The organism is Methyloversatilis sp., assembly GCF_030698125.1.
In the GTDB taxonomy this organism is placed as follows: Bacteria; Pseudomonadota; Gammaproteobacteria; order Burkholderiales; family Rhodocyclaceae; genus Methyloversatilis.
In genome coordinates this window covers 150,647-164,193 of the sequence record NZ_JAUYNV010000004.1, presented here as the reverse complement: position 1 = coordinate 164,193, position 13,547 = coordinate 150,647, and the positions used below count along the sequence as shown (strand labels likewise).

Below are 13,547 nucleotides of genomic sequence, written 5' to 3'. Positions count from 1 at the left end.
GTCACAATGAAAAGAAAGGCGCGTTATCTAGGCAATAAACGCCGGTCGTAGGCGTCGTCACAGGCCCGTTGCCGTGCCAGTACATCTTCATCGCTGCGAACCGAGCCGCAATCGGCACTCGCACCAAGCCGGTGCCAATGCTGCTCTGGAGGAATCGCGTCGCTGAGCGCCGATTCCACCAGTTGTGCTGGGTAACCGGGGTCGAAACAATAGAGTTCGATATCACGGTCGTTCCGTCCGCCCGGTAGAAGATCACCTCGAAAGTGACGTTCGGCAAGTTGTCGGTGGAGGTGTCTGAGTACCTCATGACCGCATTGCCATATACGAACCGCCCAGGCGTAACGGGGATCGGCTCACACAGCAAATTACTGTGTTGCCCCACATTGGTGACCTTGACGCCTCGAACACCGCCATAGAACTCGTTCGCAGCAGTAGTGAGCGTGATGCTTCCGGTACCGCCAGCCGTCCAGCCGGCGAGCGTAGCTTCTTCGAAATTCCAGTTGCGGTTGAGTACTTGCGCCTTGTTGATCGGCTGCAGTCTCATGGAGTTATTTGTCGTGATCGATCCGGGCGGATCGTCGGCGTAGGAATCGCTCATCGTGACAACCACATCGTCGTCAGCGATGAACTGCCGCGCCGCATCGTTGTAGCTATCGTTTGACCAAGCGACGATTGAAACGATGTTCCAGCGCACGTCGCAGCACTGCACGTTGTGAGCCAGGCCGCGGAATATCGGACGAATTGTCGGCGACTCCAGCGGCCCACCAAGACTGTTGCTCGGAATCATAGTGAGGTTGTTGAGTCGCACCCAGGAGCGCGGCGTTGCAACCTTCGCGTCGGTGGCCTTTGCGAAGTTCTCGATTCGGGACGACGAGATTTCGACGCGGCACTGCGCCGCCGTGTTCAGTTCGACCACCGTGCCTGCTGTGAACGTCAAAGACGAATGCAGAAACGACAACTGATGGTCGCGTGCGCCGCCGCTATTGCACTGTATATGCCCTTGGTTCGTGTTAGCCGAGAAAAACCTGATGAAAGAGTGCATCTCATACGAGTCTTTCTCCGCGGCCGAACTGGACGTCACGATCGACCAGTTGGGATTCGACGACCACACATTCGTCCAGCGCGAACAGAAGGAGCCGTTGTTCGTAAACTCAATCGAGTGGTCGAAGAACTGCATGTGCAAGTTCTCGACCTCCATGAAGGCGTTGTAGTACTTGTTCAGGCCTGTGAAATTCGTACCCCAGACGCCGTCGCCGTTGCCCCACCGGATCGCGACTGAGCCCGCAAGCCACGCTTGGCTTTGGCACGACAGGATCAGGGAAGAACCTCCGATAATCTTCTTGTTGTTGCTATCCGACTCCGGTCCGTAGTTGATCTCGGGCGTGATGTCGTTACGCACCCAGAAGATCGGGACGGTCTTACCTGCGCAGTCAATGTATGTCGTCCCTACAAAACGAAGCTCGACAAATGGTTCAAGGGTGACCATTGCCGAGAGGCCAGATTGGCTGCCCAACCCATAGCGTTGGCCTTTAACGATGATGGCGGGGACTCTCCCACCGTTAAGGATCGCGGTGGATCGAAGATCGGCAATGCAAGCACGAAGAGCAACGTCGATCTGCTCATTTTCGCGCACGTGGAGCAGGCGGCCGAACACAGTATCGGTCCAACCACTCGACCTCGCTGAGACCGCCTCGAGCAAGCTCGCGCCGTATTCGGGCGTAGGCGGCGAATAGTCACGCCCGAACCGATCGATCCCACTCACGGCTGCACCTTATAGCCACCAGCGGAAAGCACGAGCACGGCGCCCGCGCCAGCCGCATGAATCTCCACCTGGTACATCGAGGTGACGTTGATGCCGTACTGTGTCGCCGCACCTGCCGCCAGCAACGTGGGCGCTACAGATGGGGGCTGGAACATTAGAGCCGACTCGCTAGTCCAGCTCACCGGTGTGATGTCCCGCATCGGGGCATTCGGCGAGGCGCGCCCGAAAAGGCGCAGCGAGGTCAGTGCTGCCGAACCTGTGTTCTCGATATCGAACTGGACGACGTCCAAGTCCATGACATCGAACCGTCGAACCAGATCAAGGACCGCACTGATGCCCTTCTTGCTGGCCCCGTCGAAATCGTTGATGTACCGCACAGATCACCTCGTTTCTTGTTGTTCGGCCGTGAGCGCCAATTACTCGACTCCAACGACCGACAGCAGCGGCTCGGCCTGCAGCGCGGTAAGCTGCTCGTCGGTCAGTTCGTCATCCGGCACAGCGGTCGGCACCGGCGGCCAGAAGCGGCCGGCGCGCCAGATACCCCGCGCGCGTTTGCACTCGACAACCCAACCGGACACGCGCGTTTCGGTCGTGGCCTGGATCTCGCTGGCGGGATCTGCAGTGACGACGCCATCGGCGCCTTCGGTCACATCCAGGCTCGTGGCGGGGTGACCGGACAGCACGCCGTCGAGCTTCACAGCCGCAGCTGCAGTTGCGGCCGCTTCGGCGTCTGCGTCGCTGGACGCCGGCGGCGCGCCTTCGGTACCGGCCTCGGTCGAGGTAGATGCAGGCGGATCAGTCGAAACGCCTGCATCCTGGTCGGCAGTGGGGGCGCCTTGCTTTTCGGCGGCGGCTGCATCGGCGCCAGGCGCCTCCTTGGCAGCAGGCTTGGGTACGTTTTTCTTTGCTGCGGGGGTCTTGACCATGCTCTGATCTCCTGTCTGCCGCCCTCCCGCCGGGTACCTCTTACCCGGCGGGGGTGCGTACTGGCTCTCGCGGGGTGTATGGGGTGGATCAGGCCAGCCAGGGCACGACCAGCACGTCGACTGCGTCGCGGTTGATGTTGGTGGCGCCGTTCGCGTTGCGCTCTGCCTTGACCACGGTCAAGGCGGGCTCGCGGTTGCTCGGGCCGCACACCAGCAGGCGCGGCATCACGCCGAGCGGCTCCCCGGCTTCGTCCTTGAAGGCGCCCATGGCTGCGTAAGCTGCGTTGAAGTTCGCGGCGTCGAGCGTTGCCTTCGAGCCGAAAGCCATCTGCCAGAAGCCGAAGCCCACATTGCAGCGGCCATCGGTGCCGTAGCGATACTCGGCGCGGGTGAACACACCTTCGTCGTCGGGCTTGGTCATCGGCACGAAGCTGAACGGGCGACGCTCTTGATAGATCAGGGGCTTGAGGCTGTGCGAGGTATCGAGCAGAAACCACGGGTTGCCTCCGCCGGCCTGGACGTTGCTGACCACGCCCTGACCCACCGGGTGGTCACTGTCGAAAAAGTACTGACCGTCGTAGCACAGGGTGGCGAAGCCATCCTTCAGCAGTCCGAAAACCAGCTTGTCGGGAAACTGGCGTACGCGCTGCCCCATGTCCTGCATCATCGGCGTGTAGATGCCGTACTGATCGTCATCGATCTTCTCGCGCTTGACACCGACGGTCAGCTCGAAGGTCTTGTTCTTGATCGTGTAGCCGGATTCGGAAAGACCACGTACGACGCGGTCACCGATCCACTCGCGGATGGCCGGCATATCGCCCAACCAGGCGTAGTCCTCCTGGCTGGTCGAGCTCGGCACGCGCGTGGCGATTTGATCCCACTGCGGCGTGACGCCGTCGAAGCCCTTCTGGAACGCAGCCTTGAAGCCGGTATAGAGGTTGCGCAGCACGCCCGGGTCGATCGTGATGCCAAGCAGGCCAAGACCCGCCAGTGGACCGAGGCCACCAAAGGCGAGCGCTTCCGCGGAGGCCTCCGGAACCGGCATGTGAATGAGCGCGGTGACAATGGCCAGCACGATGACGGCCACCCACAGGGCGGGCTGATGGATGAGGCGCGAGAGTTTCATGGGGCGTTGCTCCTGGTGATCGATGGGTGCTGTGCAGTGGGCGGCGGTCAGATATCGACCCAGACGCCGTCGGCGTTCACGTCGCGGATCTTTCCGGCGACGCTGCGGGTGCTGCCGCCGTTGGTGAGCGCGACTGTCTGGTCATCGACGATGAAACAGTCGCCGCCGACATCCTTCAGCGCGATGAGGTCACCCGACGCGCTGTTGGCAAACGGGAAGCAGCCGCGGCGAACCTTCACCGTCATTGCACTGGCGGCGCCGGCGCTGTTGTCGGCGGTTTCTTCGGCAATGCCCACGCACTTGAGCGTGGTCGCGACCGCGCCCTTGACTGCGAGGCTGGAGGCGTTGATGCACACCAGCGCGCCGCGGAAAATCTTCGTGGCGGCGGCCATGGGAAACTCGAAACGGTCCGCGTCGCGGGCCGGGGTGAGGCGTTCTTCAGTGAGGGCGGCCATGTGGTAACTCCGTTCAGTTGATCGGGATGCGGCGCGGGCTTACGCCTTGGCCTTCGCGAACTCTTCGGCGCTGAGGCCCATGGCGGTGCAGACGGCGAGCTCCTGGGCGTCGAGCGTCGCGGGCGCGCTGCCGTCCTTCGGCTTCTCGCCGCCGGTCTGCGTCTGGCCGGGTACCACGACCGGGGCGGCTGCGCCGACGTAGGCGCGCAGCGCAGCGATGTCTTTCTTGCCGAGGCCTCGCGCCCAGGGCTCAAGGGCGGGCGGGATCTTGCCGGCGGCCATCGCGTCCTTCACCAGGGTGTCGACTTCGCCGCCGGTGATCTGCGCGGTCAGCGCGGCGAGCTGCGTCTGCAGTTCGGTCACGGCGGTGACCGGCACGTACTTGGCGGGATCGGCGCCGGCGGCGGTGAGCGCGGCCACCTTGCTTTCGAGGCCGGTCTTGTCGGCAGCGAGCGCGGTCAGGCTGGCCGCCTGCTCGTCGTGTTTGGCCTTGAGCGCGGTGACAGCAGTCAGCGCCGTGGCCTCGGTGGTTTCGGCCGGCAGACCGAGAGCGGTCAGCAGCGATTTCAGCAGATCCATATCAGGTGACTCCGTGGTGGCGATGAGCGCAGTGAGGGCGGCAGACAACTCCGGCAGCGCGCCCAGGCCGGGGTTGTTGGTGAGAGCGATCGGGAACAGCCGGTTCGGCGTGCCGTCCGGGTCGTATGTGAAAACCGGGGAGAGGTAGCGGTACTCGTTGGCGGCGATCATCGCTGCAGCGCGATCAGTCCAGCGCACGTCGGTGGCCCACAGGCCGGATCCGTCGCGCCATTCGAGTTTCGAGAACCAGCCCGCCGCGGGCGCGGGCACGCCAGCGGTCTGCGCGACCAGCGTCTGGTGTTCGTAGTCGATAACGGTATCCGCACCGCGGGCGCCCACCTGATCGATCAGGCGCGCGGCCGCGGCGGCGTCCATGCGCCAGCCGGCCGCCACGTCCAGCGGCCGGCCGCTGCCGTCGGTCGAACGGAAGCGGCCGGCCGGGAAGATCATGACCTCGGCCGGCGCACGGCCGTCGGCGGCAAGCGTGACGCTCAGGGCGGCGAACCGGACAGGTGCAGAGGGGGCTTTGCGAGACATGCCGCCATCGTCGCGGGGCGACACAGGCGGTCAGGGGGTGAAGGTGTTCAGATGGTGAAACAGGTGGCGACAGGGCCGACGCGCGAAACCCTAACCGGGCGAGGGCTGTTTCGGCAACAACCCTTCGCTGAAAACCCGGCGTTAAGTCCCCGTTACCTCGGCGCGGGCGCCCCGATCGCTACCGCAGACGCCCGATGTTAGCCCAGCACCCACACAAACGCCTTGGAGGGCCTAAAAATGGGCTCGCTTTCGATTTCCGCATGGCGGCGCGGGTTTGCGGCCGGTTCGTCACGGTTCGGTGATCGAGCGCAGCCAGGCCTGCACGTCGCTCTCGATGGCGCGGGCGGTGCGCGGATGCAGTCGGCCGAGTGCCGTTGCGGGCAAGAACGGCCGCGCCGGAATGGTGATGCCGTACGCGCCCACGGTGTAGCGGCGGGTCACCGCGCGCTTGTGCGAGTCTTTCGCGAACACGGCCAGCTTGCTGTTGGTCGGCTGGCGCAGCAGCCTGCCCTTCGCGTCCGTCCGCAGGCGCACGCTCGACGAATACGGCGCGCGGTTGATCGTGCCGCCGAACTGGTGGATCGCCGCGTACGCCACGTTGCTGCCGATGCTCGCGAAGTCTTTGCCGTAGCGGCTGGCCACACTGGCTGCGAGCCGCCCGGTGTCCTGCAGGATCTTCGCGCCGGCACCGCGCTTTTTGAGGGTGCGAGGCGACAGGCCCAGCCACGCCGGCCGACCTTGCGCGGCGAAATTGGCTTCGGTCTCGCTCTCCAGCGTGCCCGCAATGGCGCGCATGAGCGGGCGCGGGCTGCGGGTGTTCTCTGCCACGTTGCGCAGGCCGGCCAGGGCATCGGCCGCTTGTATCTCGACTTCAAACACGTTTATCCTCCGTGCATCCGTGGCGACCGCTGGGAATCAGACGGCGAGCCAGCGACTTAGACCCCGCCTTGGCAGCGGGACGGTGATGGTGGACAGCCGGCCACCCGCTACGGACTCCCCCGCTCACTCTTCATCTCCCATCGGTACGAAGCGGCTGCGATCGCGCAGGCGCGCGGCCGGCACCCGCAGCGCATTCACCACTGCGTCAATGCGCCCGACCTTCTTTTCTCGATATCCCGCCGTGACAGGCAGCATCACCGCTCGATCGTCTGACAGCCAGCGCACCAGCACCACGTTGCGATGCAGCGCATCCCAATACACCGCGTCCGGCGCGGCGACGATGCCGGGCAGCATGGCGTAGTCGTCCGCCTCCAGCCGGCTGCCGCCCGCTTCATGCCGCGCGCTGTCGGCGTGCAGCAGCTGCTTCTCAGTCATCACCGCCACGCGGGTGGGCTGTGCGTCGCCCATGCGGCGGGCGAAGCCGGCGACCTGGTCATCGACGAACCCGAGCACCTGGCCGACGTGGCCAGCGCGGCGCACGGCATCGCCGCGCGTGCTGACCACCTGTGAAACGAAGTCGCGCCAGGCGCCCGCGCGCGCTGGGCTCGCGTTGAGCGCCTGCCACGTCTGCATGCGAACCTCGGGCGACTGGATGGCTTGAACTGTGCGCGCAAGAGCGACGTCGCGGCCCCAACTGCCGGCGGGTGCGTGGTCGAAACCCGGGTCAGGTGCGAAGAGGGTTTTCGTGAGCGGGTCGCGGTAGCCGGTGACGGCCAGCTTGCCGCGGCGCGGGCCGAGGTCGAGCTCGACGGTTTCCATCTGCCCCTCGCCACGCGAGAGCGCGAGACCTTCCTCTGTCAGCTCTTCATCGGTCAGGGCGCGCACGCGGCAACGGCAGTTGTAACCGTTGGGCGGGTACAGCGCCGACCAGGCCGGATCGTCCCAGCGAAACACGCGGCCGTTCAGGCTGCGGTGACGCGGCCGGGTGCGGTTGTCGAGCACCGCCACATACATCCAGTTCGGCCGGCGATCGCTGTTCTCGACCATCGTCTTGTACCGACCAGCCATGTACGCCGCCTGAGTGTTGGTGCGGAACACCGTCTCAAGGTGCCGCGGCCGCAGGCCCCTGCCTGGCAGGATTTCGCCGGTAGCCGGATCCGTGACGTTGCGGCCGAGCCAGCCTTTCGCCGCCAGCTGCGGCCGCAGAGTCTTGAGCCAGTCCTGGTAGGTGATGCCCTCGGCCACCGCGCGGTCGATCGACGCGCGGATGTCCTGCAGCACGTCGGCGCGGGTGACGGCCGCGACGCTGAAAGCGCCAGCACGCGCCGCCTGTGCCGTTTCTTGCCAGTTTGCACCAATTCGCAAACCGCGCGACCGGAAGTACTCGACGGCGCGCTCGGGTACAAGGTTCATTGCAAGCTTGAGCAGGGCCTTGATCATCTAGCGGTGGCTACAGGCGTGTTGGGCGTCTCGAATGTCTCGCCATCAGATCCCAGTGGAGCCAGCGTCATCATCGAAAACTGGCGGCGAGGATGTGCCGCTACCAAGGCATCAAAATGCGGCTTGGCCTCCGCGTAGTCGCAATAGCGCGCCACCATTTCCGGGTCGGTAGTCACTATCAGATCGATCGGTCGCTGTTCGTCGCTGGGCAATGTCAGCCACCCGTGGCCCGGCGTGCCGCCAACACAGATCACATAGTCAGGTTTCATGGTGTCCTCCGCGCCCAACAGGCGCTCAGCCCTTCGCGCGACCGCCAAGGGCTGTTTCGAGCCACGGAAACAGCCGCCCCAGCTCCCCCGTCATCAGCGCGAAGTCGCTGTCGAAGCGCTCGGCCTCATCGTTCGCACCGTCCTCCCGCTCGGTCAGCACATCGAGCGGAGTCACGCGCTTGATGGCGAGGGTTTCAGTCAGCACGAACGAAATGCGGTCCATCCAGGTGAGCGCCAGCCGTGTGCATTGCTTGCCCGCCTCGATGTGGCGGCGCACGTCGTCAGCTTCGAGCGCATGGCGCACATAGCGCACGGTGGCCTTCGACTGGGTGCTGGCGCGCAGTTCGGTGTCCTGGTCGATGGTGAAGCTGTTCGGCGGTTCGTCGGCCGCCAGCCATGCGGTCATTGCTGACACAGGCGACAACACGGTCTGCCACGGCCGCGCGCCCAGCTGCTCGACGCACTCGTTCAGCAGTTGCACGGCTTCGTCGCCCTTGGTGCTGGTGCTGGCGTCGACCACGATGCGGCCGGCGTCTGGGTCGATCCAGATCCGAGTGTCGCGCTGTACCAGGAAAGCGCGCGGCAGCAGCTCGTTGGTGACTGCGTCTTTCAGCTCGCGCATTTCGCGCCGGCCGGGTCGGTAGCCGCGCTCTTCTTCGATCTGTTCGGCCCGTGCGCGGGCGGCCTGATTGATCACCGACGCAGGCAGCAGCTTCTTTTCAGCGCGCAGCGCCAGCAGGAACTGCGCGCCGACTTCATGCACCAGGTTGCCGTTGTCGCGCGGCGAGATCCAGCCAATGCGCTGCATCTCGATACTGCTGCCGGGTTGGAATGCCTTGGCTGCCAGCTTCTCGGCGAGCTGGGCGACGCTCAGGGCGAGCGGCGCGGCAAGGGTGTAGATCTGGAGGTTCTTGAAGAACACTTCGGGTTCCTTTCTCAGTCCGCCTTCGGCGTGTAGTTGATACGATCACCGTAGCCCGGCACGAACGCGTCACCGAGACGAAAGCCCGGCATCGCAGCCTGGTCAGCAAACACCAAGAGCGTTTGTCCGCCCGGTTCTGTCGTCAGCCGATACCCAACGAGCTCGCCATCTGCTTCGCTTCGGGCTTCCTCAATTCGCAGGCATGTCATGCGTTGGCACCTCCCCACATTTCCGCCGCGAACATCACTCGCGTCAGCCGCTCTTCGAGCGCCCGGTCGTTCATCTGCGGGTACAGCTCACCCAGCCGGGTAAGCGCCTCCTCGAAGCCGCCCGCGCCTTCCAGCGCTTCGAACACCGGTGCGAGCAGCTGCTGCATGTCGGCGTCGAGCACGCCTGCCGGGATGGCGTCCAGCGCGGCATCGAGCGCGGTCTGGTCAGGGTACGGATCGCCCTCGGGCAGCTCGCCGCGCAAGGCGGCGGGCTTGCCGGGCTTTGCACCGGGCTTTGGCTCGGGATTCGATTCAGGCGGCTGCGCCGGCGCAGCCGTGGCCAGCACCGGCTCGTCACCCTCGGGCTGCGGCACCTTGAGACGGGCGTGCGCCCAACTCGCGGGGATCTGCATGCCTATGGCCACGAGCTTGGGCAGCGCTTCGGACAGCAGCTCGATGTCTTCCGGCTGCTCGACGTCGAACACCAGGCGCGGGCAGCGGCGCAGGCCGTCGATGCCGCCAAGGTTGAGCGCGATAAGCGGGTAGATCAGATCGCGGGTGAGCGTGGCGGCGATCTGGTCGGTGTCGCTCACGAGGATGTCGTCGCGCACGTCTTCGTGGATCTTGCCGAGCGCATTCGTGCTGGTCTTGCCGTCGGCCTGGCTGGTGAGCGTGCCGCCGAGGATGGCCTTGCTCTGCGCCTTGTCGGCCCAGCTCACCATCTGCAGGTGTAGCGGCTGGCCGCTGCCGCCGCCGGTCAGTTCCTTGATCTCCAGCTCCATATCGCTGGGCATGATGGCGCGGGCGTCGTGGCCCAGCGCAGTCACCGCGCGCAGCAGGCTGCTCTTGTCTTCGCTCGACGAGCCCGGGTAGTACTTGCCAACGATGAAGGGCAGACCATAGATCTCCAGCATCTCCGCGAAGTCGCCGATGCCATAGGCCTTGTACAGGTAGGGCCACGCCAGCACACGGTGCAGGCCCAGGCGGCCGATGTAACCGGTCTTGGCGCGCTTGCGGGTGTGCAGTATCCAGCCGAAGGGCTGCAGCACGGCACCGTCTGCGCTGTTGTCGCGCAGGCGAAGTTCGCGGCGCGCCTGGTCGAGCTGGAACCACGTCTGCGGCCGGGCGTACCACTGCGGCAGCCATTCGCGGCCCTCGACGCGCCACTCCAGCTCGATGGGCGCGAAGCCGTGGCCCACGGCCTCCATCATCGCGAGCAACAGATCCTGCATACCGTCGAGGTCGCGCAACACCTCTTCCACCCACTCGGCTGCAGCCTTCTCGGCCGAGGTCGCGTTGCGCGGTGGCACGATGTCCCACTCGACCTTCTGGATGGCCATGCAGCGCTTGCCCATCTCGGCCGCGAGGTGGGCGTCGCGTTCCATCATGTCTTCGAACAGCTCGTGCTGGCGCAGCAGGTTGCCCTGGTCGGCCTCGCGCAGGATGCTCGCCAGCCGCGCCGGCGACAGCCCGGCCGATACGCCATGCTCGATCCATTCGTGGCTGAGCGTGCCGATACTGGATGTCTGCGGCTCGCGTAGCACCTTGGTTTCAATGGGTTGGCCCCACTGGTCGAGGATTTTCATGCGCCCTCCAGTGCCGGCGCCGGGCCGTTGGCGCCGACACCAGGGTTAAGCTGCGCACTGGCGCCAGACCGATGACCGCGGGCGAAATCGAGCCAGTCGGTGCCCGACATGCTCTTCTTCTCGTTCCTGCTGATGGTCTTGATCTCTCTCAGCGACGGGTAGGCCTTCGCGAGGTAGGCCTCGAGCGCTTTCTGCTCGTCCTCCGGCAGCGCCAGCACTTCGGCTTTCGAAACCGCTGAGGCGACCCAGCCGTGGCAGAACAGATCTGCACGACGCGTCTTGAGCGCTGGCCTGCAGCGCCGCAGCACCGTCTTGATGTGCTCGGCGCGCGCGCGTTTCGCTTGGCGCAGCAACACTTCGAAGCAGAACTTGGCGACTTCATAGCGCGCGCCCGTGCCGATGAAGACCCACTGCCCAGGGTGATCTGCCCATGCCACACCGCCTGCGAAAATGGATTGGCAACCGAAGACGGCAGCGGTCGCCGCAGCAAGGTTCGCCTCCCAAAGGGCCGGACGCGATGCAGCACCTGCCTTCGTGCGCATCTCGCCCGCGGCGGATGCCAACACATCGGTGTCGGTGATGCCGTGCTTCTCCATCAGCGCGCGCGCCTGGCGCAACGCGGCGGCGGCCTCGTGCTCGTTGCTCGATGCCGACAGCGCCATGCACTTGCGGATCTTGTCGAGGATCTTGTCCTTGTCGGTCATCGTTACATCCTCCGGGATTGTTGGTGGTCGGCGTAGTCGTCATCGCGACTGCTGGTGGTCTTGTGGCGCGGCACGGACTGGAAGCCTTGGCCGCCGCCGCGCAGCGTGAGTGCGGCTTTCCACAGCATTTCGAGGGCGTCGGGGCCGTCGTCGTGGTCGGCTTTCGGGAAGTGGCGCAGCTGATCAATCAGGGTCGATTGCGACGGGTACAGCCGGATGAGGCCGTTGGCCATGTGAGGCTGCAGCGCTTCGATGCGCAGAATCTTGTCGTCGCCGGGCGTAGTCGGGCGCGCCGGTACCGGAATGCCGCGCTGCGCGGAGCGCTTCACCAGCTCGGTGCGCAGGAACTCCTGGAACTGCACCGCCTCGACCACCCAGAGCAGGCAGCGGTACTCCGACTGCAGGCTGATCACGTCTTCGATGATGCGGTCGGGCAGGCGCTTGCGGATGGCGGCTTCGATTACATCGAGGATGCCCGTCTCGCGGTTCATGCCGCCCACCAGCAGGGCGCTGGGGTCGCGGCTCTTGCCGTGTTTGCCCAGCGACGGGTCGCACGCGCCATAGAACACCCACTGCGACAGGCGATTGACCCAGAAGGTGATGACCTTGGCGAAGGGGGCGTCGTCGTCGCTGAGCGGATCGTTCTGCAGTTCGGAGTCGAACGAGGCGTGGCCGTCGCGGGCGCGGATCTTCATGAGCTCAAGCAGCGGTCGGCCTGCCGGCCAGCTCACCACGGCACCCGCCTCCATCGCGGCCTTGTGTTCGTCGTAGAAGGCGTCGGAGGTCTCGATGCTGGCGTTCAGCCGCAGCTCCTCCCACTTGTCCCAGAGGTCCATGCGGTCAGGCCAGCTGATCAGCGCCTTGAACTTGCGTGCACGCCAGAGCTTGTTGGCCAGCAGCCGGGCGAGCACTGAGTCGTAGTGCAAGATGGTGCCGATGATGATGGCGTCGAACTTCTCGCCCGCGCCACCGAGCTTGAGCACGGCCTTGGTGATCCACGTCTGGCCCTTGTCGCGCTGCTCTGGCGTTTTGACGTTCTCGTCGTTCTCCAGATCGTCGCCGACGAAAAGGTCGGGCCGGTGCGGCCCGTGACGGCGACCGCGAATGCGCTTGCCGCTGCCCACCGCTTCGATCTTGCGCTCGTTCTTCGTGAGGATGACGCCCGCCTGCCACACGCGGCCCTGCCCGGTTGCTTCCGGGAAGTCCATGCCCAGGCGCGGGTTGCTCTCCAGCTCGGCCTTGATCGCTTCGAGCATGATCGCCGCCTGATCGAAGGCGTCCATGCCGATGATGGGGTACCACTTGCGCTCAGTGATGACGCACCAGATCGTGAAGAGCTGCGTCGTGATGGTCGATTTGGCCTCGCCGCGCGGCGCGGCGATGGCGTCGGTCTCTGAGCGTGGCGAATCGGCGATCTCGGGCAGCCGCCGGTACAGGTAGTCATGCAGGGCGCTGTTGGCCTTGGTGACGTAGTGCGGAAAGTAGCTTCGGCAGAAGAACTCGAAGTCGTTCCATGCGCGCTCGCGTCGAGCGATGCGCTGGGCGGGGTCAGGGTCAAAGCCGGAGACCGCCGCCTCGATCTGCTGGCGGAAGCCGGCCGACAGTTCGGCCAGCTCGTCGAGGAAGGCGCGGCGGGACTTGAGCTTGGCCATCAGCCGTAGGCCTTGGCCAGCTCGTCGCCGAAGGGCTCCAGTACAGCCAGCAGTGCGTTGGCGTGCTGCGGGTGGCGGGCGCGCGTGAATTCAGCCAGGCGCTTGATGACGTCCATGCCCACCGCCAGCTTGTCGGTCTCGGGCAGCATCCGCTTCGATGCTGCGATGAGCTTGTTGTACGCGTCAGCCAGGCTGGCCAGCATCTGCACCTTCTCGGCCGGGGCGATGTCGGTGTTGATCTGGATACTCTCGACCGTGGCCTGCACCTGCTGCACCACGACGGCCAGGGTCTGGCGCACCACTTCTTCAATGCCGCCGCCGGCGAGCAGCTGCGCGCTGCGCGCGCGGTCCCAGTCGTCGCCGGCTGTCTTGGCTTCACGTTTCCAGCGGCGGGCGGTGGCTTCAGGCACGCCTTCCTTCACGGCGGCAATTTCGAGCCCGAGCTGGTCGAAGACGTAGCTGGCGCGGACTTTTCGGCGGGTGTCGTCACCGTGTGCCACG

General features: G+C 65.3%; 15 protein-coding genes. All 15 read right to left on the bottom strand.

The genetic code is table 11. The features are described 5' to 3' along the window. Nucleotide 1 precedes the first annotated feature (1 nt). Entirely contained in the window at nucleotides 2-1,762 is a 1,761-nt protein-coding gene (locus tag Q8Q80_RS01430; RefSeq protein ID WP_305631217.1) for a hypothetical protein, read from the bottom strand. Beyond that, nucleotides 1,759-2,139: a hypothetical protein gene (locus Q8Q80_RS01425; RefSeq protein WP_305631216.1), complete on the bottom strand. Its 381-nt coding sequence runs from the start codon at nucleotides 2,137-2,139 to the stop codon at nucleotides 1,759-1,761. Before Q8Q80_RS01425 ends, Q8Q80_RS01430 begins: the two co-directional genes overlap by 4 nt. 39 nt (nucleotides 2,140-2,178) lie before the next feature. Further along, nucleotides 2,179-2,688 (bottom strand): hypothetical protein, encoded by a 510-nt coding sequence (locus tag Q8Q80_RS01420; RefSeq protein ID WP_305631215.1) that lies wholly within the window; start codon nucleotides 2,686-2,688, stop codon nucleotides 2,179-2,181. Nucleotides 2,689-2,776: 88 nt separating this feature from the next. Further along, nucleotides 2,777-3,814 carry a Mu-like prophage major head subunit gpT family protein gene (locus Q8Q80_RS01415; RefSeq protein WP_305631214.1) on the bottom strand — a complete coding sequence of 346 codons (1,038 nt, stop codon included), beginning with the start codon at nucleotides 3,812-3,814 and terminating at the stop codon, nucleotides 2,777-2,779. 47 nt (nucleotides 3,815-3,861) lie between these two features. Further along, nucleotides 3,862-4,269 (bottom strand): hypothetical protein, encoded by a 408-nt coding sequence (locus tag Q8Q80_RS01410; RefSeq protein WP_305631213.1) that lies wholly within the window; start codon nucleotides 4,267-4,269, stop codon nucleotides 3,862-3,864. 39 nt (nucleotides 4,270-4,308) lie between these two features. After that, nucleotides 4,309-5,409 carry a phage protease gene (locus Q8Q80_RS01405; protein ID WP_305631212.1) on the bottom strand — a complete coding sequence of 367 codons (1,101 nt, stop codon included), beginning with the start codon at nucleotides 5,407-5,409 and terminating at the stop codon, nucleotides 4,309-4,311. 264 nt (nucleotides 5,410-5,673) lie between these two features. After that, entirely contained in the window at nucleotides 5,674-6,264 is a 591-nt protein-coding gene (locus tag Q8Q80_RS01400) for a phage virion morphogenesis protein (RefSeq protein ID WP_305631211.1), read from the bottom strand. A gap of 123 nt (nucleotides 6,265-6,387) precedes the next feature. Beyond that, entirely contained in the window at nucleotides 6,388-7,704 is a 1,317-nt protein-coding gene (locus Q8Q80_RS01395; RefSeq protein WP_305631210.1) for a phage minor head protein, read from the bottom strand. Continuing rightward, nucleotides 7,701-7,973 (bottom strand): hypothetical protein, encoded by a 273-nt coding sequence (locus Q8Q80_RS01390; protein WP_305631209.1) that lies wholly within the window; start codon nucleotides 7,971-7,973, stop codon nucleotides 7,701-7,703. The genes Q8Q80_RS01395 and Q8Q80_RS01390 overlap by 4 nt, the downstream gene beginning before the upstream one ends. A gap of 25 nt (nucleotides 7,974-7,998) precedes the next feature. Further along, complete coding sequence (locus Q8Q80_RS01385; protein WP_305631208.1) at nucleotides 7,999-8,895, bottom strand: recombination-associated protein RdgC; 897 nt, start codon at nucleotides 8,893-8,895, stop codon at nucleotides 7,999-8,001. 14 nt (nucleotides 8,896-8,909) lie between these two features. After that, a complete protein-coding gene (locus Q8Q80_RS01380; protein ID WP_305631207.1) occupies nucleotides 8,910-9,104 on the bottom strand; it encodes a hypothetical protein in 195 nt (64 codons plus the stop codon). Continuing rightward, the gene (locus Q8Q80_RS01375) at nucleotides 9,101-10,690 is read right to left on the bottom strand and encodes a DUF935 domain-containing protein (protein ID WP_305631206.1); all 1,590 of its coding nucleotides are present in this window, start codon (nucleotides 10,688-10,690) and stop codon (nucleotides 9,101-9,103) included. The genes Q8Q80_RS01380 and Q8Q80_RS01375 overlap by 4 nt, the downstream gene beginning before the upstream one ends. Further along, nucleotides 10,687-11,394 carry a DUF2786 domain-containing protein gene (locus Q8Q80_RS01370; RefSeq protein WP_305631205.1) on the bottom strand — a complete coding sequence of 236 codons (708 nt, stop codon included), beginning with the start codon at nucleotides 11,392-11,394 and terminating at the stop codon, nucleotides 10,687-10,689. Before Q8Q80_RS01370 ends, Q8Q80_RS01375 begins: the two co-directional genes overlap by 4 nt. A 2-nt stretch (nucleotides 11,395-11,396) precedes the next feature. Beyond that, nucleotides 11,397-13,046: a phage terminase large subunit gene (gene terL, locus Q8Q80_RS01365; RefSeq protein ID WP_305631204.1), complete on the bottom strand. Its 1,650-nt coding sequence runs from the start codon at nucleotides 13,044-13,046 to the stop codon at nucleotides 11,397-11,399. Next, nucleotides 13,046-13,546 (bottom strand): DUF1804 family protein, encoded by a 501-nt coding sequence (locus Q8Q80_RS01360; protein WP_305631203.1) that lies wholly within the window; start codon nucleotides 13,544-13,546, stop codon nucleotides 13,046-13,048. Before Q8Q80_RS01360 ends, terL begins: the two co-directional genes overlap by 1 nt. Nucleotide 13,547: the final 1 nt, after the last annotated feature.

Excerpts from the sequence above, each read along its gene's own strand:
- Q8Q80_RS01380 (WP_305631207.1), bottom strand. The coding sequence starts at position 9,104 with ATGACATGCCTGCGAATTGAGGAAGCCCGAAGCGAAGCAGATGGCGAG.
- Q8Q80_RS01375 (WP_305631206.1), bottom strand. The coding sequence starts at position 10,690 with ATGAAAATCCTCGACCAGTGGGGCCAACCCATTGAAACCAAGGTGCTA.
- Q8Q80_RS01420 (WP_305631215.1), bottom strand. The coding sequence starts at position 2,688 with ATGGTCAAGACCCCCGCAGCAAAGAAAAACGTACCCAAGCCTGCTGCC.
- Q8Q80_RS01410 (WP_305631213.1), bottom strand. The coding sequence starts at position 4,269 with ATGGCCGCCCTCACTGAAGAACGCCTCACCCCGGCCCGCGACGCGGAC.
- terL (WP_305631204.1), bottom strand. The coding sequence starts at position 13,046 with ATGGCCAAGCTCAAGTCCCGCCGCGCCTTCCTCGACGAGCTGGCCGAA.
- Q8Q80_RS01390 (WP_305631209.1), bottom strand. The coding sequence starts at position 7,973 with ATGAAACCTGACTATGTGATCTGTGTTGGCGGCACGCCGGGCCACGGG.
- Q8Q80_RS01370 (WP_305631205.1), bottom strand. The coding sequence starts at position 11,394 with ATGACCGACAAGGACAAGATCCTCGACAAGATCCGCAAGTGCATGGCG.
- Q8Q80_RS01415 (WP_305631214.1), bottom strand. The coding sequence starts at position 3,814 with ATGAAACTCTCGCGCCTCATCCATCAGCCCGCCCTGTGGGTGGCCGTC.
- Q8Q80_RS01395 (WP_305631210.1), bottom strand. The coding sequence starts at position 7,704 with ATGATCAAGGCCCTGCTCAAGCTTGCAATGAACCTTGTACCCGAGCGC.